Genomic DNA, 26,211 nt, shown 5'->3' with positions numbered 1-26,211 from the left:
TAGAGAAAGGAGTGTAAATATGACGAAATTAATGAAATACCCAAGAAGCTTTCATTTACCATGGAGCAGAGGCTATACCCATGATGACAAGGTTGCTAAAAATGTGAATCATTTTATTGGGAAAGAGGTTGTTGTCACTGAAAAGCTAGATGGAGAAGGAACAACGCTGTACAAGGACTATATGCATGCTAGAAGCATCCATTCAGCTAACCATCCTTCTAGACATTGGGTTAAAACATTCCATGCTAGTTTTTCTTATCAGATCCCAGATAGTTGGCGACTATGTGGAGAAAATATGTATGCTAAGCATTCTATATATTATCAGGCACTAACAAGTTATTTTTATTTATTTAGTATTTGGAATGAAGATAATATTTGTTTAAGTTGGGATGAGACGGTTGCCTTTGCGGAAAAATTAGGTGTTGAAACGGTGCCTGTTTTATACAGAGGGATTTTCGACGAGAATAAAATAAAACGATTGTTTACTGGGAAATCAATGTTTGATGGTGAACAAGAGGGTTATGTCATTCGAAATGCCGAATCCTTTCATTATGATGATTTTCAGTATAATTTGGGCAAATTTGTGAGACCTCACCATGTTCAAACAAGTGAACACTGGCTACAAGAAAAAGTAATACCTAACCGTTTAAAATAAAAGTAATTTCATTCATTTATGAAAAGGACTGAGAAAAATGTAATACTTCATAGAATCAATCAACCATAGTATTTTATGAGGAAGTTGCTAGGCTGCATATCCCTTTCATCTAGGGATTACAGGTTCGATCCCTGTCATCCTCCATCCAAAAAAGAACTCTCGTCACTAGTACGAGAGTTCTTTTGTATTATTTAGTGTAATTATCGAAATAGCCTTGAATGTAAATCATAGGCGTTCCTTTGTCTCCTGAACCTGATGTTAAATCAGATAGGGAGCCGATAAGGTCAGTTAAGCGGCGAGGTGTTGTTCCTTGTGCAGCCATTTGACCTGTTAAATCTTCATCTTTATTTTGAATATATTCAGAAATAGCAGCTTTTAACTCTTCTCCTCGAAGATCAGCAAAGTCATTGTCTGCTAAATATTTTAATTTAACCTCGTTAGGAGTTCCGTTTAATCCGGCTGTGAAGGCTGGAGAAACAACAGGATCTGCTAACTCCCAAATCTTACCCACAGGATCTTTGAATGCACCATCTCCGTAAATCATAACTTCTACAGTTTTTCCTGTAGCTTCTTTGATTTTAGCTTGGATACCGTCAACAATCGGCTGGCAAGTATGTGGGAACAACTTAATACTATCTTCTGTAGCCTTGTTAGAGCCAAGTAGACCATATTCAGCATTGAAACCAGAACCATTGATGGATTCAGCTAAAATATTATCAAGGCTATAAACTTTTTCAGCACCGTTTGCTGTTAAAATGCGCTTTGTGCGGAAACGTGAGTGAATATCACATGTTAGGACACTCTTTGTATAGTCTAAAATGGTTTTTGGATTATTGGAGAAGATGACCTCACATGTAGCCCCTTCTGCTTCAATTAACTCTTTATAGTATTCAATATAATCTACACCAGTAAATGTGTGCTTTTTAAAGCCGAAATGCTCACGGAATTCCACTTCATTTAATGTATCTGTCCAAGGATTAATGCCTTTTACATCTAACTCATCGATATCGACAAGATGATTGCCAACTTCATCAGATGGGTAGCTTAGCATTAAGACAACCTTTTTAACGCCTTTAGCAATACCTCGTAAGCAGTTAGCAAAACGATTTCGACTTAAAATAGGGAAAATAACTCCTACAGTATCATTGCCGAATTTCGCTGCTACGTCCACAGCGATATCATCAATTGTTGCGTAGTTCCCTTGTGCACGTGCTACTACTGACTCAGTTACGGTCACAATATCTCGATCTTCAATAGTGTAACCCTCTATTTTCGCAGCATTTAACACCGTATCTACAACAATTTGTTCAATATGATCGCCTTCGTTAATAATAGGACCACGAAGACCTCTTACAACTGTACCGATTACACGTTCCAACTTAATCTCTCCTCATTTAACTTTGATGTAAAATCCATATGATTTTACTATACGCCTCACTCATGATATAAGTAAAATTAATAGTTCATATACTAGCTATAAGGGGTGCTTATATGATAGGGAAATTAGATTTATACCGTGTTTTTAGTGTTGTAGCTAAAAATAATAGCTTTTCAAGAGCAGCCAAGGTTTTATATATGACTCAGCCTGCTGTTAGCCAAGCTATGATGCAACTGGAAAAAGAGCTGGGTACACGTCTTTTTAATCGAACGCCTAAGGGTGTAACTTTGACAACAGAGGGCAGTCTGCTATTTGAATATACGAATTCGGCTTTAGGACTTTTAGATGCGGGTGAAGAAAAGTTATTAGAATTTAAAAATTTAACAACCGGGCAACTAAAGATTGGCGTAGGAGATACGATTTCACGTTTTTTCCTTATGCCTTATTTAGAAGCATTCCATACGATGTACCCGAATATTAAGTTGGAAATGTTAAATGGTACTACCACTGAAATTTGCAATTTTATTAAATCGGGTGAGGTGGACATTGGTTTTTGTAATTTTCCCATAGAGGACTCGACATTACAGTTAACGGTATGTACGGATATTCAAGATATTTTTGTCTGTGGCGAGAAATATAAGACACTGGCTTCTAAAAGTTTAAACTATGAGGATCTGTTAAAATTCCCGCTTATTTTCCTAGAGAAAAAATCGAATTCACGAAAATATGTAGAGGATTTTTTATTATCACGAGGGGTCCATATTGAACCTGAGTTTGAGTTAGGTTCACATGATCTTGTATTAGAATTTGCCCGTAGTAATTTAGGAATCGCATGTGTTACAAAGGAGTTTTCGAAGGATTATCTACACAGAGGACTTCTATACGAATTATCTTTAAATGGAAATATTCCACCCAGGAGTATAGGGATGTGCTTTTTAAAGACAGTACCCCTTTCTAGAGCGGCGACCAAATTTGTCGAAATCATTGAACATAAACGTTTTAATACTAGAAGAAGCATCAAAAAAGCTTAGCGACGGGAAGCGTCACTAAGCTTTTTTTGATAATACCTCAATTAATATATCAACATTCCGCTTATTTTTCATAGTTGGCGAACAAAGATAAGAAAATGTCCGCATAAAATGCTGTTCTTCAAGGGTCAGAATCGCCATATCGCCATTTTTTAACTCACGCTCAATGACACACGCAGACAGTAAGGAAAGCCCAAGTCCTTGCATAACGCTTTCTTTAACTCCCTGATTACTACTAATAGTTAACAATGATTGAATCTGTAAACCATTGGCTCTAAATAAATGATCTAAATAATAACGCGTGCCAGAGCCTTCCTCACGCGCAACCCAGCTTTGCTGTTGAAGATTGTCTGCAGTAATGGGCTGTTGCTTTGTTAGAGGATGATTGCTAGCACTGACAATAAATAACTCATCCTGCATAAATGGCTTTATTAAAAGTTCATTGTCATGAGCCTGTCCTTCTATCAGGCCAATATCAACTTGCAATAATTTTGTATATTGAATGATTTCTTTCGTATTACCAATAATAATTTGAAGCTCAAGTTGTGGGAAGCGTTGTTGCAAGCTAGCGATAATAGGAGGCAGTATGTATTCTCCTATAGTAAAACTGGCACCTATGACAAGTGTCCCTTGTACTTCTTGATGATAGGCTGCAATGTCTTCCTTAGCAGCCTCAGTTATCGCCATAATCTGCTTAGCCCGTTTATAGAGAATTTCACCAGTTGGTGTAATTTGTACAGATTTTGGCGATCGAATAAATAAAGTAGTTTGTAATTCCTGTTCAAGGTTTTTAATGTGTAAGCTGACACTTGGCTGTGAAATATGAAGTATTTCTGATGCTTTTGTAAAATTATTGACCTCTACCAGTGTGATGAACGTTTTTAAAGCCTCATATTGCATATTTACACCTCTATAATTAGAAATTTTAATAGTAACAATTATATATATGTATTTTACTAATAGTGTACTTTTTAATAAAGTAGTACTCAACAAAGGAGAAAGAAGTGAACATCATGGTTAATGGACAGAACAAAGGGAAATACGCACTTCAATCAAACTTTCTGAAGGGAATATTACTAACACTCCTTCTTGCCTTAGTTGCTAAATATATTGCTACTTTTCCTTTCTTTTCAATATTAGGACAATTGGTCATTGCTATTATATTAGGGATGGCTTGGCGAGCAGCATTTAAAGTACAGGATTCCTGGCAAGTTGGAATTGCATTTTCCAGTAAGAAGCTATTACGATTCGGCATTATTTTATTGGGGATGCGTTTAAATTTAGCTGATATTTATCACGCTGGAGCAAATGTTTTTTTCATTGCAGTCATTAATTTATTATTTGCATTAATCGTAGTGTATGGTCTAACAAAAATATTTCACGTAGATCAAAAGCTAGGGATACTAACGGCTTGCGGCACTGCCATTTGTGGAGCTGCAGCTGTCGTGGCAATCGCACCTCAAATTAAAGCAAATGAAAAAGAAACTGCTGTGGGGGCAGCCATTGTTGCGCTATTGGGAACCGTATTTACACTTGTTTATACAGTACTTTATTCTGTTATGAACTTAACGCCAACAGAGTATGGCATTTTCGCGGGTGGTACCTTACATGAAATAGCTCATGTTATTGCTGCGGCATCTGCTGGTGGAAATGAAGCTATTGATATAGCGGTCATTGTAAAGTTAACTCGTGTCGCACTGCTAGTTCCAGTTGCCATTATAATCGGCATTTTCTATCGAAGAAAGGCTAAAGGAGAAGAGAAAAAAACATTTTCATTGTCAATCATACCTTGGTTTATATTAGGATTCTTAGCAATGAGTGCAATTAATTCATTAGGTATTATACCAGCTAATGTGGCGCAAGCCCTTGTAAATATTGCCTATATCTTAATTGCTATGGCGATGGCTGGTCTTGGATTAAATGTTGAGATTAAAACCTTTAAGGAGCTTGGAGTAAAGGCATTTGTTGCTGGTTTAATTGGCTCAGTTTGTCTATCTATATTAGGCTATATACTTGTTATTTTCTTATTATGATGTTGAAAAATATTGCACTGCCATATAACTAATCCATTTTTAAAGGATGTTGTACAAACTATCTTCATGAAAAAGACCCTGCATCGTATGTCAGCATGCAGGGCTTTTTAGATAGAATCAGAAGATCATGTATAAATATTTAGTGTGATTATGAACGTAAAGCTTCAATGGAAGATGCTAATTCAGCAACTACTATTTTGCTGCCGATAATCGGGCTATCCGTTTTTTCCCCTTCAGAGCCTGAACTTGGACGGTGATGGGCTGCAGCAAAGGCATCGCTATTGCGCCATGCCTGGAAATGCTCCTTGGATTCCCAATACATATTAACACTCATTTCGTCATAAGTAGGATCATCCGTTGAAATTAATACCTCTACTTTATGGAAGCCTTCAAATTGTTGTAAAGGACCTGGTTTTGTAAAGTTTGGAGCCATTCTTGCTGCAAAACCTGGTTTCACTTGAATGCGATTTGTAACAATAATCATGCTTTTCCCCCCTTATTTTCATTTACTAGGTTTTTGAATGAATTATCACTGATTATCATTCGCAATCAATGATAAGTGGCTTAGGAAGACATTGTCAATAGAAGTCCTCTTTATATTTTCATCGTAAGTAAACTTCTTCATAGATGCTGACATTTAACTGACATAATCCGGTGCTATAATCATTATAAGAGCTAGTAGTATCGAGGTGAACAAAAATGGCGCATATATTAGTAATAGAAGACGAATATGCAATTAGCCAGGTGTTAAACGTTTATTTAAAAAAGGTCGGCTATGGTGTAACACAGTGCTTTAGTGGTGGTGAGGCTTTAGATAAATTTATTGAGACTCAACCAGATTTAGTGTTACTAGATATTATGCTGCCTGAGAAAAATGGTTGGATTATTTTAAAGGAAATTAGAGAATTCAGTGCTTGTCCCATTATAATGTTAACCGCTTTAGGCGAGGTTAATTACCGTTTAGAAGGATTTGACCAAGGGGCAGACGATTATATTCCAAAGCCCTTTATTGCAGATGAAGTTGTTGCGAGAGTGAAGGCCGTTTTAAGACGGGCTGAAGGAAGCACCGATTCATCCTCTTTAAAGCGTTACGGTTCTCTCGAAATTGATAGGAAGGCACATAGAGTGTTTCTAAGAGGGAAGGAAATACTATTAACGCCTAGAGATTTATCGGTGCTTTTATTTTTAGCTGACCATCCGAACCAAACATTTACGCGTGATCAGCTCATTGATCATGTTTGGGGCTGGGAGTATGACGGAAGTGATCGAGCGGTAGACTTAGCAGTGAAACGGATTCGTAAAGCGTTGATGGAATGGGATGAAGCAGAGGGCGAAATAAAGACACTACGTGGATTGGGGTATCAGCTGAGTGTTCAAAAGAAATAAAAGAATATCTTTACTTCAATATTGGACAAGCCGTTACTTACTTACACTATTTATAGGTTTAGCTATAATTTCCTTGATTTCGGCAGCTTGGATTCGCCATACGACGTTTGAAAATCGACTAGAGATGATGGAGTTTTTAGCGGACGAGACGGTCTATCGTTTAACCGATAATTCGGGGCTCAATAATTGGCCGTTTAACGGTATTCCTGGTTTCATTGGGGATCGGGAACGTTTTACTATGAGAGAAATCGATCCTATCCTGTATGTAGTCGATACAAAGGGCAGTATCATAACAAGTAACCGCCCTGTACCACCAGGCAGTGCTAAAAATGTAGAGAGTATGTTAGATGGTGAAGAAGGTACAAAGGAATTAACGATAGGATTAGAGCCTGTTCAATATGTGGTCAAAAGAAAAATAGAAAATAGTCAGGAGCTAATTGGCTGGGTGCTAGTAGTGGAGAAGAAAGAAAATTTAACAAGAGTGAATCAAGCCTATGGTCAGCTTGCTATTCTGATTGGGACTTTGGCTTTGTTAGGCTGGGTTGCTATCTATTTTTTGTCCAAACGTTTAGCACGTCCCATAAAACAAGTAGCAGCAGCAGCAAAACAAGTGCAGGAGGGTAGCTATTCAGTCGATTTACCTCAGGATTGTAAGGAAAAAGAGGTATATGAGCTTGTAACTTCCTTTGAAGATATGGCTCAAAAACTTGAACAACTGGAGAAAACCAGAACAGAATTGTTGGCAGGCGTCACCCATGAACTGAAAACACCCGTCACTTCTATAAGTGGGCTATTACAAGCTGTAAAGGATGGCGTTGTAACAGGACAAGATGCAATGGAATTTATAAATATGGCTGTGATCGAAACAACAAAAATGAAAACAATGGTCGGTGATTTACTTGCTTTTAACCACTTTGCAGTAGATGCGATTCCGGTGAAGCTTGAGCCTGTAGATGTCAATCAACTTCTGCGGGAGGTGGTCGCACAGTGGGAAGTAATGCAGGAAGATGACAGTGTTCATGTAAGCTTGCACCTAGTTGATCCTGCCATCCATGTACAGGTAGATATTGTCCGTATTCAGCAAATTATGACAAACTTATTAACCAATGCGAAACAGTCGATGGATATAGGATTTGTAACGCTAACACTTAAAGAGCAAGGGGATACGGTCTCAATTATTGTAAAGGATACAGGGCGAGGTATTCCTGTAGAGGATCAGGCATTTATATTTGAGCGTTTTTATAGAGGAGAGAATAAAAAATATGCGATTCGAGGGTTAGGTCTTGGATTACCTCTTAGTAAAATGATGGCACAATCTATTGGTGGTGACTTAAAACTAATCGAAAGTCATGCCACAGGAACTTCCTTTGAATTACTATTGCAAAAAGCTACTACGTCGTAAAGGCGTGGTAGCTTTTTTATGGGCTTCATGGAAACAAAAGGCCAGAAATGATTTGTAAAATATCAGTGAAGAAAATGTAAAGTTGACATCTGCCTGACACAAACGCTCTTTATAGTAGACAGTGTAGACGAGAAACGAGCAAAAAGGTTCTTTTGCTATCGTTGGGATTCAGCCGCTATATGACAATGATATTTAGTAGGGAGTGAGATGTATATGCCTATAGTAACCTCATTTAATCCAAATGGTCGTCAAGAAATTAAACAAGCGATTTCCTATCCAGACTATGCGTTATTAAAAGCCAAGCTACAGTATATTATGCAGCTGGACAAGCATGCGGGTGCGGATGGGAAATATGTAATTCGAAGTACGTACTTCGATAATTTTGCGAATAAAGTGCTCAATGAGAAAAAGGAAGGCTATATTAATCGAGATAAATACCGCGTACGAATATACGGTCAATCTAGTGCCATTATCAATCTTGAGCGCAAGAGTAAACGGAATAATTTAACCTTTAAAACGAAGTGTGCAATATCTCAAGCTGAATATGAAAAAATGCGCCTTGGAGATATTTCATGGATGGAGGAGGATGAGCGAGGACTGCTTAGGGACTTATATCAAGAGATGAGTTACAGGCAACTTAGACCAACAACAGTAGTAGATTATGTGCGAGAGGCGTATATTTACCCATTTGGTAATGTACGAGTAACTTTTGATAGTAAGGTGCAATCCAGCTTACGCAATACAGATATGTTTAATCCAAACTTACCCATGGTGGATGTACTAGAGCAAAACCTAGTGATTTTAGAGGTGAAATATGATGACTATTTACCGGACATCATCAAATATTTACTTCAGTCTGTAGATACACGTGCCGAGGCTTATTCAAAATATCAACTTAGTCGTATGTATGGCTAATAAAAGGAGAACGAACGATGGATACAATTAAATTTAGTGATATTTTTAAATCTAATTTTTTAGAAAAAACAACATCTTTTTCATTAATCGATTCAATTATTGGTTTGGTCGTAGCATTTTTCATTGGGCTTTTCATTTACGCAGTTTATAAGAAAACCTTTAACGGAGTGATTTACTCTCATTCATTCAATATTGCATTGCTCATTATGACAATGGCGACAGCACTCGTGATTATGGGGATCAGTTCGAATGTTCTTCTATCTCTTGGTATGGTTGGTGCATTATCCATTGTGCGTTTCCGAACGCCTATTAAGGATCCTATGGATTTAGTTTATATTTTCTGGGCAATTGTTTCAGGTATTTTATGTGGGGTAGGTTTTATTCCTTTAGTCATTATTGGTTCCGTGTTAATTGGTCTTGTGCTGTTAGTATTTGTCAATAAAATTACAGTGGAAAATCCTTATTTATTAATTGTAAAGTTTGAGGAAGAGCTAGCATCTCAAGAGGTGGAGCGAATTATAGCTGCACAAACAAAAAAATTCGCCCTCAAATCGAAGTCGATTATGAACAATGAGGAAATGGAAACAACGTATGAAATTCGCGTCAAACAAAACGATGCTAAACTAATGGATCTACTAACAAAAGTGCCGGGTGTAAAATCTGCCATTATGCTAAGCTATGACGGGAACTTTACAGCATAATGACTACGTTCACAAAAAGGATTCCAAAGCGAGGTGTCAGTGATGATTAAAACCCGAATTGTCTACCTGTGCATGGCAATTCTTCTCCTTCTCTTTGTTGTGATATATGCTGTGCTTCCGAATGTAGGCATTGAAACAAAGAATACCAAGTTCTCTTATGAGAATATAGTTTTTAATAAAAACAAAGTCACTACAGTCGATATCGAGATAGCAGAGGAAGATTGGGCTGACATGCTGGAAAATGCGGCAGATGAAGAGTTAAAACAGGCGGATATTACAGTAAACGGCAAGAAAATTGAGAATGTGGCTATTCGCACGAAAGGAAATTTAACGTTACGCTCCGTCATCAACAGTGACTCAGATCGTTATAGTTTAAAAATTGATTTTGATTATTATGATGACACACAAAGTTTATTTGGCTTGAAAAAGTTAAATTTAAATAATAATTATAGTGACTCTACATTAATGCGAGAGTATATATCCTATGAATTGATGGAGCAAATGGGCTTACCAACGCCAGCACATTCCTATATGTATGTCACAGTAAATGGTGAGGAACGTGGTTTGTTTTTAGGCGTAGAAGCAGTGGATGAAACGTTCCTAGCTAATAACTATGGCTCCAATAATGGCTTCTTATTTAAGCCAGATGGGATAGGCAGTGATTTAAAATATATTAGTGAGGATATTCTGGATTATACAGGTATTGGATTAAAAACAAATGAAGATAATATCGAGCAATCCAAATTTGTAGAAATGCTGGATGCTATTAATAATGGTGGAGACATTGAAAAATATTTGGATGTTGATGAAATGCTATGTTATTTTGCTGTCAATACAGCACTTGTAAATTTAGACAGTTATCAAGGGAATATGAAGCATAACTATTATTTATACGAACAGAATGGCAAGTTTTCAATTATCCCTTGGGATTACAATATGTCCTTTGGCGGCTTTGGAGCAGGTGGCGGTGGAATGGGAATGGGTAGAGAAAATCGTCAAAAGCCAGTTGATGCTTCTAATTCAGGTTCACCAATGGAGAACAATGGACAAACGGATCAAAAGGGTGTGGATAGGCAACAACAAAATGGCCAGTTTAACATGGATATGGGTATGTCAGGAAACCTAATGGCCGAGAGTGCTATTAATTTTAGTGTGACTACTCCTGTCTCTGGTACAACTTTGGAGGAGCGGCCACTACTGAATGCCTTACTTACTAATGAGAAATATCGCACTCAATATGAAGGTTATTTAGAAGAGTTAACGACGAATTATTTAACAGAGGATTATCTACAATCAATGACAAAAAAATTAGCGGTGCTTTTAACAACCTATGTCGAAGCGGATCCAACTAAATTTTCTACGACGGAACAGTTTTTAGAGGCAGTTGAAGGTGAGAATAGTTTACCTGAGTTTGCAAAGCAGCGCTCCGAATCTATTTTAAAACAGCTCTCTGGGGAGCTTGTTGTGGAAGCATTGACAACTTCTCAAAATAATACGATGCCAGTTCCAAATGAAGATGGAGAAATGAAAGCTATGCCTGATAATTTTGATCCGAGTCAGCTACCAGAGGATTTTGATCCATCTCAAGGTCCTCCGTTTAACAAAGAAGGCAATGGACTAAGGGGGGGAGAAGGTCAAAATGGTGGGCCTATGCAGCGCCCAGAAGAAAACGGAGCGCCAATGGGAATGCCTGGTGCCAATAAGGAAATCGCCGATCCAGCCACCACTATTGATAAGACTACAGTGATTACAATCATTGCATCCTTAGTGTTATTACTCCTTTCACTTCTCTTTGTTTATAGATTTAAGCGGAGAGGCCGTTAAAAAAATGACCATATCCAAACTTTTGGGTATGGGTTTTGCTTTTTCTCGTGCTAAAATAAAGCATTCTGTTCTTAGGAGTCCTTTCATATGAATGAACAACAGTTTGATAAATATTTGCATATTAAGACCGTGGGAGAACAATATGGTTTCCCAAAGCTTGCCCACTATCATCGTTATGAACCAACACCTTACAATGGGCTTGAACAATTATTTGCTATATACGAAATGCCTGACAACCCAGTGTTTATTGATATGGGCTGTGGAAAAGGAAGGGTACCCATTTATGTTCATCATCAATTCCATATTCCAACGATCGGAATAGAGATGGATGCTGGATTTTATGCAGAGGCAGAAGATAATAAACGAAGCTATCTTCAAAAAAATCGTTCACATGCACCCATTACATTTCTTCATACGATAGCAGAGGCGTATGAAATAAAGCCGCGTGATAATGTATTTTTCTTTTTTAATCCCTTTTCTATTCACATTTTCCGCACAGTTATTCAGAACATTTGGCAATCCTACGAGCAACGAATGCGAGATATTCATATCATTTTATACTATCCACCCTATGATTATTTACAGTTTTTACATCAGGGAACACCATTTGAATTGCTTCATGAAGTGCATTTAGAAAATGAAACAAATATTAATGAACGTCTTTGTGTGTTCGAATTAAAGAAAGCATAGAGTGATGGGCAACCGTCTCTATGCTTTTTCCTGTTTTTACAGACTTATTTTCAGGGAAATAATTTATCAAAAACTAAAAATAACAAATATGTTCGGATTAATTCTTATCTTAAAAAAATGATAGCATATGATAGTTTTGTACTACACGATGGCTTGAATTAAAAGATAATTCGCAAATAACTAATTATACTGAAAAATCACTCTAGACTAAATATAAAGAATGTTTTACAATGTAAAAGTCATAAATGAATAATATTGTTCTGTCATTTTAGCTAGTTATAAATAATTATTTTTGCTATTGAGGAAATGAATGTATTTGTTTATAATTATCAGAAATATCTAATATTTTAGAAATTTTCAGGGGGAATTTAATTATGAAAGAGAGTAAAAAGCTTAAGAAGTTCGGTTCACTTTTAGTAGCATCTTCATTACTTGCTGGTGTACTTGCTGGTTGTGGTAACGGAGACGACTCAAGTTCAGGTGGTGGCTCATCATCAGGCGGTGGCTCATCTGATGGCGATACAATTAAAATTGGTGCAAACTTAGAGCTTTCAGGAAATGTAGCATCTTACGGTTCTTCAATCGGTCTGGGCGCAGAATTGGCTGTAAAAGAAATTAATGATGCGGGTGGTATTGATGGTAAGAAGATAGAACTGATTAAAGTAGATAATAAATCAGAAAACTCTGAGGCCACAGCCGCAGCTATTAAACTAGCAACGCAAGATAAAGTAGTAGCAATGCTAGCACCTGCAACTTCTGGGAATACAGTAGCAACGGTTCAAATTGCTAATCAAAATAAAATCCCGATTGTTACGGGCTCTGGAACTGCCCCAAATATTACAGTAAACGAGGATGGCAGCGTTAACGAATATGCATTCCGTACATGCTTTATTGACCCCTTCCAAGGGATTGTGGCAGCTAACTTTGCTTCAGGTGAGCTAAGTGCGAAAAATGTAGCTATTTTTGCAGACAACGCATCTGATTATGCAAAGGGTTTAGCAAAGTCCTTTAAAGAAACGATGACTAAGAGTGGTGGAAAAATTGTGAAGGAAGAAGCTTATGTAGCGAAGGATACAGACTTCCGTACACAATTAACAAATATTAAAGCAGCGAATCCAGACTTTATCTTTATCCCTGGATACTATGAAGAGGTTGGTTTGATTGTTAAACAAGCCCGTGAAATGGGTATTGATGTACCTTTAATGGGTGCTGATGGTTGGGATTCACCAACTTTAGTGGATCTAGCTGGGAAAGATGCATTAAATAATACGTACATTACTAACCACTATTCTGCGGAAGATCCAGATAAAAAAATTCAAGACTTTGTAAAGGCATTTAAAGCGGCAAATGGTGATAAGGCACCTGATGCGTTCAACGCACTTGGGTATGACTCTATTTACTATATTGCTGATGCAATTAAGCGTGCAGGCTCTACGGATGGGGAAGCTATTAAAAATGAATTAGCTGCAACAAAGGATCTTTCTTTAGTAACAGGTACTTTCTCAGTTGACGAAAACCATAACCCAATTAAAACAGCAACAGTTCTTGAATTTAAAGACGGTAAACAAGTGTTCAACTCTAAAGTTAATCCTTAATGTTTTGTAAGCAGCAAGGGGGAGGCGGGTAAACACGCCTTCCTTTTTTCTTTTTTATATAACTACAATAGCCGTATAAAACATAACTTTTTAGTATCGATGCATGTACAGATTTCTCATTTTTCAGAAAATTCAAAGGAGTGAAAGCGTATGGAATGGATACAGCAACTTGTGAATGGTATTTCACTAGGAAGTATCTACGCGTTAATAGCGCTAGGGTATACGATGGTATACGGTATTATCAAGCTGATTAACTTTGCTCATGGTGACGTTTTCATGATTGGTTCATTTATTGGCTTTTACGCAATTGCTAAATGGGAGCTTGGCTTTTTCCCAGCATTATTATTGGCGATGCTCATTTGTGCAATCTTTGGTGTTTTAATTGAACGGATTGCCTATAAACGTTTACGAAATGCAACACGTATCGCGGCATTAATTACAGCGATTGGCGTATCTTTATTAATTGAATATACAACAATTTTCTTCAGAGGCGCTCAGCCAGCAGCATATCCTGAAGTTTTCAAAAATAAATCTTTTGACATTTTGGGCGTGCAAATTAGTAGTACATCCATTTTAATTTTATCAGTTGCTGTTGTACTGATGATTCTTTTACAATTCATCGTACATAAAACAAAAATCGGGAAAGCAATGCGTGCCGTTTCTCATGATGCGGATGCAGCACGCTTAATGGGGATTAACGTTGATAATACAATCTCGGCAACATTTGCCATCGGTTCCGCTTTAGCTGGCGCAGCCGGTGTTATCTTCGGTGTTTATTATACGAAGATTGACCCGTTAATGGGTGTTATACCAGGGGTTAAAGCATTTATTGCGGCTGTTCTTGGCGGGATTGGTATCATTCCTGGCGCTATGGTTGGTGGTATGTTATTAGGCGTTGTGGAATCCTTGGTAAGTGCTCTTGGCTTCTCTTTATGGAGAGATGCAGCAGCATTCGTTATTTTAATTTTGATCTTAATATTCAGACCATCGGGTATCTTTGGTAAAAATGCCCGTGAGAAAGTGTAGGTGAGCGGTTATATGAAAAAGTCTAAAGTTTTCTGGGGCTATGCCGTATTAGCGCTAGTCATCTATGCAGTTGTGCAATTATTGATTATGACCGAAGTCATTGATATGTACTATAAAAATATGCTGATTACGATGTGTATTAATATTATGCTGGCTGTCAGTTTGCATATTGTTATTGGTGTTACTGGTCAATTCTCGATTGGGCATGCTGGGTTCCTAGCTGTTGGTGCGTATGTATCAGCCATTATTACGACAAAGCTCATGTTGCCATTCCCATTGGCGATCTTATTAGGGGCAGTTGCAGCAGCTGTTGCAGGTCTTATTGTAGGTATTCCAACACTTCGTTTAAAAGGGGATTATCTAGCAATTGCAACATTAGGATTTGCGGAGATTATTCGTATTATTTTCTTAAATACGGATTATGTTGGCGGTGCAGCAGGGATGCAAGTTAAATATTTATCTAACTGGACGTATGCATTCTTTGGCGTAGTATTAACCATTCTTGTAATCTCAAACTTTACAAATTCACGTCATGGTCGTGCATGTATTTCTATTCGCGAAGATGAGATTGCAGCAGATGCTATGGGAATCAATACAACTTACTATAAGGTTGTTGCGTTCGCAATTGGATCTTTCTTTGCAGGGCTAGCAGGTGCAATTTTTGCCCATAACTTTTACATTATTCAACCGACGACTTTCGGTTTCTTAAAATCATTTGATATATTAATTTACGTTGTACTTGGGGGCTTAGGAAGTCTTTCAGGTTCTGTAATTGCTGCGGTATTCTTAACAATCGTATCGACGTATCTAGCAAACTTCCCTGAAACTCGTATGATTATTTACAGTTTAGTATTAATTATCGTGATGCTTTACCGTCCAACCGGATTAATGGGGACAAAAGAAATTACGGATTTATTTAAGTTTGGGAAAAAAGGAGGTACAAAATAATGGCTGAAAACCTTCTTATTAATGTGGAAAATATGGGGATTCAATTCGGTGGTTTAAAGGCCGTACAAGGTGTTAATATGTACCTCAATCAAGGTGAACTAGTGGGATTAATCGGTCCTAATGGTGCTGGGAAAACGACTAGCTTTAATATGTTGACAGGGGTATATACACCAACAGAGGGGACCATTACATTTGGCGGACAGAAATTAAACGGGCTTGCACCTTACCAAGTAACGCAAAAGGGAATAAGCCGTACATTCCAAAATATTCGTCTCTTTAAAGAACTATCTGTTCTAGACAATGTTAAAGTAGCCAATCATTCGCTTGCTAAGCATTCGATGTGGTCATCAATTTTTCGCTTACCAACGCATTTTAAGGGCGAAGCAGAAATGGAGCTTCAATCCATAGAGTTTTTAAAAATCTTTGGTTTAGATGTCTATATGAATGAGTTGGCTAAAAATTTACCATATGGAATGCAGAGGAGATTAGAGATTGCCCGAGCATTAGCGGCAAATCCAAAGCTCTTATTATTGGATGAACCAGCTGCCGGGATGAATCCGCAGGAAACGCATGATCTTATGGAATTAATTGCGTTTATTCGTAAGGAGTTTGGCTTAACCATATTACTGATTGAGCACGATATGAGCTTAGTAATGGGTATATGTGAGCGCATTTATGTACTTGATCATGGACAATTAATTGCTGACGGGACACCAGAAGAAATTCGCAACAATCCAAAGGTAATAGAAGCATACCTTGGTGAGGAGGTTATCGGCTAATGCTAAAAGTACAAAATATAGATGTTTATTATGGCAACATTCAAGCATTAAAGGGCCTCTCTTTAGAAGTAAACGAGGGTGAAATTGTAACACTAATCGGTGCAAATGGTGCTGGGAAAAGTACATTGTTAAAAACATTGTCAGGTTTATTAAAGCCAAAAGGTGGCATCATTGAATACGAAGGCTTCTCTATTGCAGGGAAAGCAGCCCAAACCATTGTTAAATCGGGGATTTCCCACGTTCCAGAAGGACGTCGTGTTTTTGCCAATATGTCCGTAGAAGAAAACTTAGAGCTTGGTGCCTATTTGCGTAATGACAAAGCAGGAATAAAAAAAGATATGGACCATGTTTTCGAATTATTCCCTAGACTAATGGAGCGTCGCAAACAGCTATCAGGAACATTATCTGGTGGGGAGCAGCAGATGCTTGCAATGGGTCGTGCTTTAATGGCAAAGCCCAAATTGCTATTAATGGATGAGCCTTCAATGGGGCTCGCACCGCTAATGGTAAAGAATATTTTCAATATTATTGAACAGGTGAATAAAGAGGGGACAACAGTATTGCTTGTTGAGCAGAATGCCAATATGGCACTGTCTGTCGCTAACCGTGCGTATGTGCTCGAAACAGGACGCATTGTTTTATCTGGTTCAGCCAAAGAGCTTCAAGAAAGTGAACAAGTAAAGGCTGCTTATTTGGGTGGTTTATAATGGGGAGGGCGTCTCAACAATGAGGGGCCCTTTTCAATGTTCTCCCTATTAAATAATCGAAGGTAGCATTTTACTATTCATTTTTGGTAAGGTGGAAAAAAGGAGTGATGCTTTTTGAAATATTCAGCACCATATTTTATTAAACAATTAAATTTAGCCGAACATCCTGAAGGGGGCTATTATATTTCTTCATTTCGGGCTGAGGAGAATATTGCAGTAAGAGATGTTCAGAGACCTATTTATACGAGTATTTATTTCTTACTTCGCTCACAAGACATTTCACATCTACATCGCTTGCAGTCAGATGAGCTATGGTATTACCATGCCGGTAGTCCACTCACAGTCCATATGATTTTTCCAGATGGAACATATGAAGCGAAGAAGCTTGGCTTGAACGTAGAAGCAGGAGAGATCCCACAAATTGCGGTGCCTAAAAATACAATTTTTGGATCATCTGTGGAGGAAGTAGATACGTTTAGTTTAGTAGGATGTATGGTTGCCCCAGGCTTTGACTTTGAGGATTTCGAATTGTTTACACAGGAAGAGCTATTAGCAGATTACCCTCAGCACGAGGCAGTAATTCGAAAAATGGCTTATCCAACCATTAAATAGAAAATAAGCCGTCTCATTCATTGTGAGACGGCTTTGTGTATATTTACCATAAGATTTCTTCCGGATAGCTGAGCTGCATTTGTATGGCGTGTAAAGGTTGTTTAGTGGCAATGGCTGCTTGCATTAGATGTGATTTGAGTGCTACATATTCATGATCCTCTACAAGTAGGCGTAATGCAAATGCAGCAAGCTGAGCTTTACGTTCCTCTTTATTTAATTGGATGTATTTTAGATTCAGAACATCTACATACTGTGTGGCGAAAAGGAAGGTTAATGGGCCTTTTGCCTGCAGCATAGTTAAAAATACTACATAGTCCTCTTCTTTAACTTCCTGTTCTAAACAATCTGCAATAGCTGCTTGAAATTTACGAATTGTCGCTATCTCATGATTCCAAATAGATGCTTTGTTTAATTTCAAGTGTAGATGAATGAAATCGTTTAAAGCGATGGCACTAAAAATAATTTCGGGCCAAAGAATGTCTGTGGCAAAATAGATGTTTTTAGTCGGGAAAATCAGTTCATGTTGTATAAGGGTGTTCTTGTTAAGGCCGTTACTTACAAACTCTATCTGGTGTTCCCCAAGTATGGCATGTCTCAGTTTATAGCAAACGCTTAAAATACGGAGTCGAGGACCTTGATAATCATAGTATTTATTGGCATCACCAGTTACTTTGTAAATAGCTTTAGTAAGCTCATCTAAATCCCAGAAGTCTCCACAAATTTGTACTCCTGTTAACTGCTCTGTGCTTTGAATGGAAATCATAGTCCTCGCCCTCCTCTAATATTTATTTTGGTGTGTAATTCAGTAGCTTGAAGAGCTCCGTCTGTTCTTTATCCGTTAAATCACGCCATTGGCCTACTTTTAAATTTCCAAGCTTAATATTCATAATACGAATACGCTGTAGACGCTTTACAGAGTAGCCAAGAGCTGAACACATTCGGCGTATTTGACGATTTAAGCCTTGCTCCAAAATGATTTTAAAAACTTTGTCTGATATCTTTTCAACATAACAAGGTAATGTGGTTGTATCTAGAATATCTACGCCCGCGCTCATCTTGTTAATAAATTGCTCAGTTATAGGTTTATCAACTTGAACAATATATTCTTTTTCATGGTGGTTTTCAGCGCGTAGAATTTTATTGACGATGTCGCCATCATTGGTTAATAACAATAGTCCCTCTGATTCCTTATCAAGACGTCCAATATGAAAAATACGTAAAGGATGATTTACAAAATCAACGACATTCCCTTTTATATGACGTTCGGTTGTACTTGTAATGCCGACCGGCTTATTTAGAGCTATATAGACTAGCTGTTGTTCTTTTTTTACCTCTTTTCCGTCAATGCAAACAATGTCACCATCCTGCACCTGACTTCCAACTGTCGCAGGTTCTCCATTAATTGTTACTTTTCCTTCGGCTATCCACTTATCAGCGCCGCGACGAGATATAATGCCTGTTTCACTTAAATATTTATTAATACGCATATTGTTCTCCTAAATCTAATATTATTTTTAAGTATACCTTAACGTTATACAAATCGTGAATTCTATATACTTTTCTAGTAAAAATAAATTACCTTGAATTTTTTTGGAAAAGTTGAAATTATTATTCGTTTCTGACAATATATTAAGTGAGAGGATTTCTATGAAAATATTGTTATTTCGCTATAAAATGATGTTTTTTGTAGATAGTCTCATTAAATTGTGTAAAGGGGAGAAGTAAAATGGTTTATGCATTTCCAAACACTGAAGGATCGGTAGTTCAATTCAAGCAGAAATATGATAATTATATTGGTGGCGAATGGACACCCCCAGTGAAGGGTCAATACTTTGATAATGTCACTCCTGTTACTGGACAAGTTTTTACACAAATAGCGCGTTCCACAGCTGAGGATATTGAACTGGCACTTGATGCAGCACATGCTGCTAAAGATGCGTGGGGGAAAACTTCACCAACAGAACGTGCAAACATTTTACTTAAAATTGCGGACCGTATCGAGCAAAATTTAGAAAAGCTAGCCGTTGCCGAAACATGGGATAACGGTAAGGCGGTACGTGAAACTTTAAATGCAGATATCCCTCTTGCCATTGATCATTTCCGTTATTTTGCTGGAGCTTTACGTGCTCAAGAAGGCTCTGTAAGCCAAATCGATAACGATACCGTTGCTTATCATTTTCATGAGCCAATTGGGGTAGTGGGTCAAATCATACCTTGGAACTTCCCGTTATTAATGGCTGTATGGAAGCTTGCACCAGCACTAGCTGCTGGAAACTGTGTCGTATTAAAACCTGCAGAACAAACACCAGCATCCATTATGGTGCTTGTGGAATTAATAGAAGATTTATTACCACCAGGTGTCATTAATATTGTGAATGGTTTTGGTTTAGAGGCGGGGAAACCGCTAGCATCTAACCCACGTATCGGTAAGATTGCCTTCACTGGTGAGACGACAACGGGCCGTTTGATTATGCAATACGCGTCTCAAAACCTAATCCCAGTTACATTAGAGCTAGGTGGTAAGTCACCTAATATCTTCTTTGAGGATATTATGGATAAAGACGATGCATTTTTAGATAAAGCAGTCGAAGGCTTCGTATTATTTGCTCTGAACCAAGGGGAAGTATGTACATGTCCTTCACGTGCAATTATACAGGAATCTATTTATGATGAATTTATGGAACGTGTACTACAACGAGTAGAAGCTATTAAAGTTGGTAATCCACTGGATCCAAACACAATGATGGGTGCTCAGGCTTCAAGCGAGCAAATGGAAAAAATCCTTTCTTATTTAGATATCGGTAAACAAGAAGGTGCAGAGTGTCTAATCGGTGGGGAGAAAAATAATGTAGGAGAAGGCTTTGAAAATGGCTACTATGTTAAACCAACTGTCTTTAAAGGACATAATAAAATGCGTATTTTCCAAGAAGAAATTTTTGGTCCTGTTGTAGCTGTTACTACGTTCAAAACGAAAGAAGAGGCATTAGAAATTGCGAATGACACACTATATGGTCTAGGTTCAGGTGTTTGGACAAGAGATATTAATACAGCATATCGCTTTGGTCGTGAAATAGAAGCAGGTCGTGTTTGGACAAACTGCTACCATGCTTATCCTGCACATGCAGCCTTCGGTGGCTACAAAATGTCAGGCGTTGGTCGTGAAAATCATAAAATGATGCTATCTCATTACCAACAAACGAAAAATTTATTAGTGAGCTATAGCGAAAATAAACTTGGTTTCTTCTAAACCATAGGGAGGTGCATGGGCGTGATCGAACGTGTATTAGCCACGGCGGAAGCGCTGGCACTCATCGAGCTATTAAAAGAGAAACATGGGCCTGTTATGTTTCATCAATCAGGCGGATGCTGTGATGGTTCTTCACCTATGTGTTATCCAGAGGGGGACTTGCTATTAGGTGATCAGGATATATGTCTGGGCGAGATAGGTGGAGCTCCATTCTATATGCATAAAAATCAATATGATTATTGGAAGCATACTCAAATCATCCTGGATGTAGTTGAAGGTAGAGGTGGGATGTTCTCATTAGAGGGTGTTGAAGGAAAGCGTTTCTTAACAAGATCGAGAGCCTTCACACCAGAGGAATTACAGATGCTTGGATTAATTTGACGAGTCATTGTACAGCGGCAAAAAATTTTGCCGCTGTTTTTTCGTATTAATTTTTAGAAAAAAGGGTATGTAAAGCTATATTATTAGATGAATTTCGTAAAAATAAAAATAGCTGTAAACGTTCTTTTAAGGTTACTGTAAATATTAATTTCCGAGTGGTTTTTGCTATCAACAGTTTTTCCTCCTTTCTTATATGTTTAATATTTCCTATTAAAACAAAAAAATAGAGTAACATATATTAAATTAAGTTTACTTTTTATGTTAATTGTTACAAGCGGGATGAATCTTTCTCGCATCATGTACCGTAAAATGGGTAAAGGAGCGTGCTAAATATGGATTATGTGATGATAGAAAATAAATTTACAAATACGGTAGAGGATGTATCGAAGGCTGCGGGGTGGACAGTGGATCGTAAGATTGTTTTAGCAATAGCTAGTACATTCGTGGCCTCGGGAAAAACTTTTGATGCTGTCCAGTACAAGAATATTTTACAGGAAATGAAGAAGCAATCTTCCTGGATGTCTCCTTTAAGAACTACGGTAGGCTATAGCATAGCTGTTAATTTAATGAAGCAGGAGGATCCTGAAAACGCAGTAAAAAATCTATTAACGAATGTGAATGCACTAAAGGAAGCGAAATTTAGAAGTGGTAACTTTAGTTATATTGCGGCTCAGTTTTTGACAGAGAATGAAAAGGATAAAATCGCGCATGCACATGCAGCTAGAGCTTTATTTGAAGCCATTCGTAAACATCACCCATTTTTAACATCCTATGAAGATATTCCATACGCTGTGTTACTAAGTAATCCATCTGATGATGTAGAAATACGTGCAGAAACAATGAATCGCTATTATAAAGAATTACGAACATATAATTTTCATGCAGGAAATGAGCTTCAATGGCTGTCGCAAGTATTAACCTTCCTATCTCCACAATTTGATCGTCAACTAGTGCCCAATGTCGTGACCATTCGAGATGCACTAAAAAAACAAGATGTCAAAGTACAGGCCATGCATTATCCTTTACTTGGGTTTTTAGCCTTGCTAGATCTTACTCATCATCAATTGCAAGAAGTTATACATTTATATCATGAATTAAAGGATTTAAAATTATTAAAATGGCATCGTGAATTTGTTCTCTTTATGGCTGTGCAAATCATTATTTATCATATGGCGAAAGTACAAAAATCACTGTCTATGACGATTATGTCATCTATTGAATTATTAATTCAAGCTCAGCATGCTGCAATGATAGCAGCAGTTAGTGCAGCCGCCATTGCATCTAGTTCAAGCTCTTCGTGATAGAATGGGGGAGAACAATTATTTGGAGGTGCATTTGAAGGATGAAGGAAACAAAACTGTGGATTAACGGCCAATGGCAAGATGCAAAGGAAAGCTATGAGCTAAAATCACCATATAGTGGTGAGGCGATTGCCCGAGTGGCAAAAGCATCTATACAAGATGTGGAGAGAGCAATCGATGGTGCACAGCAAGCATTCCATTCGTTTAAAAAGACGACAGCCTACGAGCGTGCCGAAATTTTATATAAAGTCGTCGATTTAATGCGACAACGAAAAGAAGAGTTTGCAGAGATTTTAGCATTAGAGGCAGGAAAGCCTTTGACAGCAGGGTTAGCGGAGATTGATCGTACAATTGCCACCTATCAATTTGCAGCAGAGGGTGCCAAACAGCCTAAAGGTGAAACGGTACCGATGGATGCGGCACCTGGAGCAGGAGATCGTATAGGTTGGACAAAAAGGGAACCGTTGGGGGTAATTTCCGCTATTACGCCGTTTAATTTCCCGTTTAATTTAGTGGCCCATAAATTAGGCCCAGCATTTGCAGTAGGTAATACAGTTGTTTTAAAACCAGCAACCCAAACACCATTAAGTTCCCTTGTTATGGCAGAGATTTTCCGTGAAGCGGGTTTGCCAGATGGTGCGTTGCAAATTGTGACAGGAAGTGGTGGTGAGCTTAGCGATACTTTGGTTACACATCCTCACGTCAAAAAGGTGACGTTTACGGGTAGTGGAAAAGTTGGATTAGGTATTAAAGAAAAGATTGGCTTACGTAAAGTAACGTTAGAGCTTGGTTCTAATGCAGCAGTTATCGTCGAACCATCGACACCTTTTAATAAAATTATAAGTCGCTGTGTGAGCGGTGCTTTTAACTTTGCTGGACAAGTATGTATTTCGTTACAACGCATTTATGTACATTCTTCTATTATTGATGAATTCACAGAGGCATTTGTTGCGGAAACTGAGAAGCTAGTAGTAGGAGATCCTTTAGATAAAAATACAGATGTAGGTGCTATGATCAATCCGAATGAGGTTGGACGAATTAAAGAGTGGATTGAAGAAGCACAGGCACAAGGAGCAGTCATTGCAACTGGAGGAGTATTTACAGAACGAACGTTAACGCCCACTGTTATGACCAATGTGACAGCTGATATGAAAATCGTTTGTCAGGAAACATTCGCGCCAATCGTCTCAATTGTTTCATATGAAACATTAGATGACGCAATTCGACTTGTAAATGAGTCGGACCTTGGCTTAAATGCAGGTATTTACACGAATGTATTGCCAGATGCCTTATATGCAGCCGACGAATTACAGGCGGGTGCTGTCATTATTAATGATGTTCCGACATTCCGAGTAGATAATATGCCATATGGCGGTGTGAAGATGAGTGGGTATGGAAGAGAAGGAATTAAATGGGCCATTGAGGAAATGACAGATATGAAATTTATTACGATGAAAAAATCGTTCTAGATTTGCATAAGCTCTTTTTCTACGATACGATGACGAAAGAACATACATGAAGGGAAGTTACAAGGAATATGACAAACAATGCTGTACCCATGAGCCAATCACGTACGGTTCAATCGCGTCTCGTATTACCTCCAGACACAAACAATCACAATTCTATTTTCGGTGGAAGAGTGTTAGCTTATATTGATGAAATTGCTGCTATTACAGCGATGAAACATGCGAAGGGACTTGTAGTCACAGCTTCAATAGACTCAGTTGATTTTTTATCGGCTGCCCATGTAGGAGATATTCTTGAAATTGAAAGTATAGTTTCCTCTACAGGACGTTCTTCAATGGAGGTTTATGTTCGTGTTGTTTCTCGCAATATTGAAACTGGTGAGGAAAAATTAACGACAGAATCATTTGTAACAATGGTGGCGGTAAATGAAGAAGGAAAACCAGTACCCGTACCTGCAATTTATCCTGAAACAGATGAGGAAAAACGTTTATTTGAAACAGGGCCCGCAAGACGTGAGCATCGTAAACAAAAACGTGCATTGCCACATTAAGGAAAAAGGGAGCTTCACCTAAAGCGGTGGGGCTCCCTTTGTTATATTACCTATTTAGTTCATTGACTACATTAATGAGTGAGTCAGAAGAAGAGGAAACAAGTGTAGCCCCTTGTGATAATTCAGTAATTAAATTAGAAATGGCTGAAATATCTCTAGATGTATGAACATACTGCTGTTGAATGCCAGATACGGCATCAGCAATATCATTAAATGATTTAGATAAGTTTTCTTGCGTATTGACGCTATGTTGAATTTTTTGGTCAACATTAATAACTGAATTTGCCATCGTTGAAATATTACTTTCAGTTTCTTTAATGAGATGCGACACATTTTGGACAGCATTTTTTGTTTCTTCAGCAAGCTTTCGCACTTCCTCTGCCACTACCGCGAAGCCTTTCCCGTGTTCCCCAGCTCGAGCTGCCTCAATAGACGCATTTAAAGCTAATAAATTTGTTTGGTCAGCTATGCCCGTGACAAGTCCTACAATCTCGGAAATTTTTTGAGAGGAGGTACGTAATTGATTCATAGTCACCTCAAGGCTGTTGACACTTTGTAAAATAACTTGGATTAAATCATTTTGCTCTTGCAGTTGATGTTGCCCACGTCTTGATTTTTCCTGCGTATCTGCAACGAAGCTTAATCCCTGCTTTGTTGCCTCTGCGATATCATCCGTTTGTGAGGAAATTACTAACAACGATGCAGCTGTCTCTTCACTAATTGCGTTAAGTTCCTCTGCTGTACTTTGAATTGTCGTAACAAGAGCGTTTTTCGTTTGGTCAGAGGCTGTTCGGATACGGTCTTCCTCTTTTTCGTAAGCCTCGATCACAAGCTGTTGCTCAAAATTAATGATTTTGCAAAATGCATTAATGGCTCGAATGGCATCATTTTTTGAAATGTCCACTTCATTCACAAAATTTGTGAACGTTGAGGTAAGTGATTGAAAGGATGCTATATACCATTTTGATTGTAAGCCAATTCGTACATGGGCTTCAGCAATTGCTTTTCTTTCAGCGATATAGGCGTCATTAATATGACTTTCAAAAATATCGCTTAAATGCTTATGTAACGTAATTTTTAAACGATCTATATGCGAGGTTCTATTAATAATATCTATTAAATCTTGGCTCAAACTAATGGCTGCATAAAATTGCTCCACCATTGCAGGTATTAAATCCTTAGCTAACGGTTGTAGTTGCTTAATTATGGCTAAATCCTCAATTGTTAAATTTAAAAGCTGTAATTGCTTTTGAAGATTTGGATGATTTAAAACATCTAATTGTACATGGCCCTTAAAATTTTCAGGTGTTAATGTAATTGAGTAGCTAGAACTGCTGTTTTTTGAAAACCAACTCATTATTGTTTGCTCCATTCTTAATATCCATAATAATTGTGAGTAAAATGAACTTCTGAATTTGTTAGGTCTGTAAATTTGATAAACAATTGGTATTAAATCTATTTTACTATTATTTGCTGAATATTTGGTTAAAAATTTGGTTATTTCTTTATTTTTTTACTTTCTTGGCAGTTCTGTTAGTGCAGCAGAGTAAATTTGAATTTAAAGTGGGAAACCTGTAAAATACGAA

General features: G+C 37.8%; 26 protein-coding genes and 1 pseudogene. 20 read left to right on the top strand and 7 right to left on the bottom strand.

Annotated elements, in window-relative coordinates; all coding sequences use genetic code 11:
* Positions 1–19: 19 nt before the first annotated feature.
* Entirely contained in the window at positions 20–655 is a 636-nt protein-coding gene (locus tag ACE1MS_RS22250; protein ID WP_332292049.1) for an RNA ligase family protein, read from the top strand.
* Positions 656–842: 187 nt separating this feature from the next.
* On the opposite strand, the gene ACE1MS_RS22245 is transcribed toward ACE1MS_RS22250, so the two are convergent.
* On the bottom strand, positions 843–2,033 hold the full coding sequence (locus tag ACE1MS_RS22245; RefSeq protein WP_012296122.1) for a coenzyme F420-0:L-glutamate ligase: 1,191 nt from the start codon (positions 2,031–2,033) through the stop codon (positions 843–845).
* Positions 2,034–2,146: 113 nt separating this feature from the next.
* On the opposite strand from ACE1MS_RS22245, the gene ACE1MS_RS22240 reads away from it, so the two are divergent.
* Positions 2,147–3,064, top strand: a complete 918-nt coding sequence (locus ACE1MS_RS22240) for a LysR family transcriptional regulator (protein WP_332292047.1) — start codon at positions 2,147–2,149, stop codon at positions 3,062–3,064.
* A gap of 15 nt (positions 3,065–3,079) precedes the next feature.
* Here the strand turns inward: ACE1MS_RS22240 and ACE1MS_RS22235 are convergent, their stop codons facing one another.
* Entirely contained in the window at positions 3,080–3,961 is an 882-nt protein-coding gene (locus tag ACE1MS_RS22235; RefSeq protein ID WP_031416752.1) for a LysR family transcriptional regulator, read from the bottom strand.
* 113 nt (positions 3,962–4,074) lie between these two features.
* On the opposite strand from ACE1MS_RS22235, the gene ACE1MS_RS22230 reads away from it, so the two are divergent.
* Positions 4,075–5,094 (top strand): YeiH family protein, encoded by a 1,020-nt coding sequence (locus ACE1MS_RS22230; RefSeq protein ID WP_289450043.1) that lies wholly within the window; start codon positions 4,075–4,077, stop codon positions 5,092–5,094.
* A gap of 148 nt (positions 5,095–5,242) precedes the next feature.
* On the opposite strand, the gene ACE1MS_RS22225 is transcribed toward ACE1MS_RS22230, so the two are convergent.
* On the bottom strand, positions 5,243–5,578 hold the full coding sequence (locus tag ACE1MS_RS22225; RefSeq protein WP_012296118.1) for a heme oxygenase: 336 nt from the start codon (positions 5,576–5,578) through the stop codon (positions 5,243–5,245).
* A gap of 215 nt (positions 5,579–5,793) precedes the next feature.
* Between ACE1MS_RS22225 and ACE1MS_RS22220 the strand changes: the two genes are divergently transcribed.
* The 12 genes from ACE1MS_RS22220 to ACE1MS_RS22165 all read left to right on the top strand — a co-directional run bounded on the left by ACE1MS_RS22220 (position 5,794) and on the right by ACE1MS_RS22165 (position 17,679).
* Entirely contained in the window at positions 5,794–6,480 is a 687-nt protein-coding gene (locus tag ACE1MS_RS22220) for a response regulator transcription factor (RefSeq protein ID WP_036165088.1), read from the top strand.
* On the top strand, positions 6,464–7,882 hold the full coding sequence (locus ACE1MS_RS22215; protein ID WP_036217770.1) for a sensor histidine kinase: 1,419 nt from the start codon (positions 6,464–6,466) through the stop codon (positions 7,880–7,882). The genes ACE1MS_RS22220 and ACE1MS_RS22215 overlap by 17 nt, the downstream gene beginning before the upstream one ends.
* A 213-nt stretch (positions 7,883–8,095) precedes the next feature.
* Positions 8,096–8,797, top strand: a complete 702-nt coding sequence (locus ACE1MS_RS22210; RefSeq protein WP_031416747.1) for a polyphosphate polymerase domain-containing protein — start codon at positions 8,096–8,098, stop codon at positions 8,795–8,797.
* 17 nt (positions 8,798–8,814) lie between these two features.
* A complete protein-coding gene (locus tag ACE1MS_RS22205) occupies positions 8,815–9,498 on the top strand; it encodes a DUF4956 domain-containing protein (protein WP_447402622.1) in 684 nt (227 codons plus the stop codon).
* Between the two features lie 42 nt (positions 9,499–9,540).
* A complete protein-coding gene (locus ACE1MS_RS22200; protein ID WP_447402621.1) occupies positions 9,541–11,322 on the top strand; it encodes a CotH kinase family protein in 1,782 nt (593 codons plus the stop codon).
* Between the two features lie 87 nt (positions 11,323–11,409).
* On the top strand, positions 11,410–12,012 hold the full coding sequence (locus ACE1MS_RS22195) for an SAM-dependent methyltransferase (protein WP_031416744.1): 603 nt from the start codon (positions 11,410–11,412) through the stop codon (positions 12,010–12,012).
* 374 nt (positions 12,013–12,386) lie between these two features.
* A complete protein-coding gene (locus ACE1MS_RS22190) occupies positions 12,387–13,607 on the top strand; it encodes an ABC transporter substrate-binding protein (protein ID WP_012296115.1) in 1,221 nt (406 codons plus the stop codon).
* A gap of 150 nt (positions 13,608–13,757) precedes the next feature.
* Positions 13,758–14,633, top strand: a complete 876-nt coding sequence (locus tag ACE1MS_RS22185; RefSeq protein WP_012296114.1) for a branched-chain amino acid ABC transporter permease — start codon at positions 13,758–13,760, stop codon at positions 14,631–14,633.
* A gap of 12 nt (positions 14,634–14,645) precedes the next feature.
* Positions 14,646–15,581: a branched-chain amino acid ABC transporter permease gene (locus tag ACE1MS_RS22180; protein ID WP_031416743.1), complete on the top strand. Its 936-nt coding sequence runs from the start codon at positions 14,646–14,648 to the stop codon at positions 15,579–15,581.
* Positions 15,581–16,360 carry an ABC transporter ATP-binding protein gene (locus ACE1MS_RS22175; protein ID WP_012296112.1) on the top strand — a complete coding sequence of 260 codons (780 nt, stop codon included), beginning with the start codon at positions 15,581–15,583 and terminating at the stop codon, positions 16,358–16,360. Before ACE1MS_RS22180 ends, ACE1MS_RS22175 begins: the two co-directional genes overlap by 1 nt.
* Positions 16,360–17,067 carry an ABC transporter ATP-binding protein gene (locus ACE1MS_RS22170; protein WP_012296111.1) on the top strand — a complete coding sequence of 236 codons (708 nt, stop codon included), beginning with the start codon at positions 16,360–16,362 and terminating at the stop codon, positions 17,065–17,067. Before ACE1MS_RS22175 ends, ACE1MS_RS22170 begins: the two co-directional genes overlap by 1 nt.
* Positions 17,068–17,181: 114 nt before the next feature.
* Positions 17,182–17,679: a cupin domain-containing protein gene (locus ACE1MS_RS22165; RefSeq protein ID WP_036165074.1), complete on the top strand. Its 498-nt coding sequence runs from the start codon at positions 17,182–17,184 to the stop codon at positions 17,677–17,679.
* Positions 17,680–17,722: 43 nt separating this feature from the next.
* On the opposite strand, the gene ACE1MS_RS22160 is transcribed toward ACE1MS_RS22165, so the two are convergent.
* Together ACE1MS_RS22160 and rluF are read right to left on the bottom strand one after the other, a co-directional pair.
* A complete protein-coding gene (locus tag ACE1MS_RS22160) occupies positions 17,723–18,442 on the bottom strand; it encodes a DUF6904 family protein (RefSeq protein WP_012296109.1) in 720 nt (239 codons plus the stop codon).
* Positions 18,443–18,464: 22 nt separating this feature from the next.
* Positions 18,465–19,166, bottom strand: coding sequence for a 23S rRNA pseudouridine(2604) synthase RluF (gene rluF / locus ACE1MS_RS22155; RefSeq protein WP_012296108.1), 702 nt, complete (start codon positions 19,164–19,166; stop codon positions 18,465–18,467).
* A gap of 239 nt (positions 19,167–19,405) precedes the next feature.
* Between rluF and adh the strand changes: the two genes are divergently transcribed.
* From adh to ACE1MS_RS22130, 5 genes are all read left to right on the top strand, one after another.
* Entirely contained in the window at positions 19,406–20,926 is a 1,521-nt protein-coding gene (gene adh / locus ACE1MS_RS22150; protein WP_426388855.1) for an aldehyde dehydrogenase, read from the top strand.
* Between the two features lie 21 nt (positions 20,927–20,947).
* Positions 20,948–21,307, top strand: a complete 360-nt coding sequence (locus ACE1MS_RS22145) for a DUF779 domain-containing protein (protein WP_031416741.1) — start codon at positions 20,948–20,950, stop codon at positions 21,305–21,307.
* A gap of 332 nt (positions 21,308–21,639) precedes the next feature.
* Positions 21,640–22,608, top strand: coding sequence for a DUF4003 family protein (locus tag ACE1MS_RS22140; protein ID WP_447402620.1), 969 nt, complete (start codon positions 21,640–21,642; stop codon positions 22,606–22,608).
* A gap of 41 nt (positions 22,609–22,649) precedes the next feature.
* Positions 22,650–24,077 (top strand): aldehyde dehydrogenase family protein, encoded by a 1,428-nt coding sequence (locus tag ACE1MS_RS22135; protein ID WP_012296104.1) that lies wholly within the window; start codon positions 22,650–22,652, stop codon positions 24,075–24,077.
* A 68-nt stretch (positions 24,078–24,145) separates the two neighbouring features.
* On the top strand, positions 24,146–24,625 hold the full coding sequence (locus ACE1MS_RS22130) for an acyl-CoA thioesterase (protein WP_025116473.1): 480 nt from the start codon (positions 24,146–24,148) through the stop codon (positions 24,623–24,625).
* A gap of 46 nt (positions 24,626–24,671) precedes the next feature.
* Here the strand turns inward: ACE1MS_RS22130 and ACE1MS_RS22125 are convergent, their stop codons facing one another.
* Positions 24,672–25,160 carry a methyl-accepting chemotaxis protein gene (locus ACE1MS_RS22125; protein ID WP_373561627.1) on the bottom strand — a complete coding sequence of 163 codons (489 nt, stop codon included), beginning with the start codon at positions 25,158–25,160 and terminating at the stop codon, positions 24,672–24,674.
* Positions 25,161–25,436: 276 nt separating this feature from the next.
* Positions 25,437–25,982, bottom strand: a pseudogene (locus ACE1MS_RS22120) (protoglobin domain-containing protein); the annotation flags it as partial.
* Between the last annotated feature and the right edge of the window lie 229 nt (positions 25,983–26,211).

The organism is Lysinibacillus sp. fkY74-1 (genome assembly GCF_053165895.1).
This window is presented reverse-complemented; position numbering and strand designations above follow the sequence as displayed.

Bases quoted from the DNA above. Each gene is read 5' to 3' on its own strand.
- ACE1MS_RS22175 (WP_012296112.1), top strand. From the start codon at position 15,581: ATGGCTGAAAACCTTCTTATTAATGTGGAAAATATGGGGATTCAATTC.
- ACE1MS_RS22185 (WP_012296114.1), top strand. From the start codon at position 13,758: ATGGAATGGATACAGCAACTTGTGAATGGTATTTCACTAGGAAGTATC.
- ACE1MS_RS22195 (WP_031416744.1), top strand. From the start codon at position 11,410: ATGAATGAACAACAGTTTGATAAATATTTGCATATTAAGACCGTGGGA.
- ACE1MS_RS22200 (WP_447402621.1), top strand. From the start codon at position 9,541: ATGATTAAAACCCGAATTGTCTACCTGTGCATGGCAATTCTTCTCCTT.
- rluF (WP_012296108.1), bottom strand. From the start codon at position 19,166: ATGCGTATTAATAAATATTTAAGTGAAACAGGCATTATATCTCGTCGC.
- ACE1MS_RS22170 (WP_012296111.1), top strand. From the start codon at position 16,360: ATGCTAAAAGTACAAAATATAGATGTTTATTATGGCAACATTCAAGCA.
- ACE1MS_RS22180 (WP_031416743.1), top strand. From the start codon at position 14,646: ATGAAAAAGTCTAAAGTTTTCTGGGGCTATGCCGTATTAGCGCTAGTC.
- ACE1MS_RS22220 (WP_036165088.1), top strand. From the start codon at position 5,794: ATGGCGCATATATTAGTAATAGAAGACGAATATGCAATTAGCCAGGTG.
- ACE1MS_RS22240 (WP_332292047.1), top strand. From the start codon at position 2,147: ATGATAGGGAAATTAGATTTATACCGTGTTTTTAGTGTTGTAGCTAAA.
- ACE1MS_RS22160 (WP_012296109.1), bottom strand. From the start codon at position 18,442: ATGATTTCCATTCAAAGCACAGAGCAGTTAACAGGAGTACAAATTTGT.
- ACE1MS_RS22230 (WP_289450043.1), top strand. From the start codon at position 4,075: ATGGTTAATGGACAGAACAAAGGGAAATACGCACTTCAATCAAACTTT.
- adh (WP_426388855.1), top strand. From the start codon at position 19,406: ATGGTTTATGCATTTCCAAACACTGAAGGATCGGTAGTTCAATTCAAG.
- ACE1MS_RS22210 (WP_031416747.1), top strand. From the start codon at position 8,096: ATGCCTATAGTAACCTCATTTAATCCAAATGGTCGTCAAGAAATTAAA.
- ACE1MS_RS22130 (WP_025116473.1), top strand. From the start codon at position 24,146: ATGACAAACAATGCTGTACCCATGAGCCAATCACGTACGGTTCAATCG.
- ACE1MS_RS22205 (WP_447402622.1), top strand. From the start codon at position 8,815: ATGGATACAATTAAATTTAGTGATATTTTTAAATCTAATTTTTTAGAA.
- ACE1MS_RS22225 (WP_012296118.1), bottom strand. From the start codon at position 5,578: ATGATTATTGTTACAAATCGCATTCAAGTGAAACCAGGTTTTGCAGCA.
- ACE1MS_RS22190 (WP_012296115.1), top strand. From the start codon at position 12,387: ATGAAAGAGAGTAAAAAGCTTAAGAAGTTCGGTTCACTTTTAGTAGCA.
- ACE1MS_RS22140 (WP_447402620.1), top strand. From the start codon at position 21,640: ATGGATTATGTGATGATAGAAAATAAATTTACAAATACGGTAGAGGAT.
- ACE1MS_RS22250 (WP_332292049.1), top strand. From the start codon at position 20: ATGACGAAATTAATGAAATACCCAAGAAGCTTTCATTTACCATGGAGC.
- ACE1MS_RS22135 (WP_012296104.1), top strand. From the start codon at position 22,650: ATGAAGGAAACAAAACTGTGGATTAACGGCCAATGGCAAGATGCAAAG.
- ACE1MS_RS22235 (WP_031416752.1), bottom strand. From the start codon at position 3,961: ATGCAATATGAGGCTTTAAAAACGTTCATCACACTGGTAGAGGTCAAT.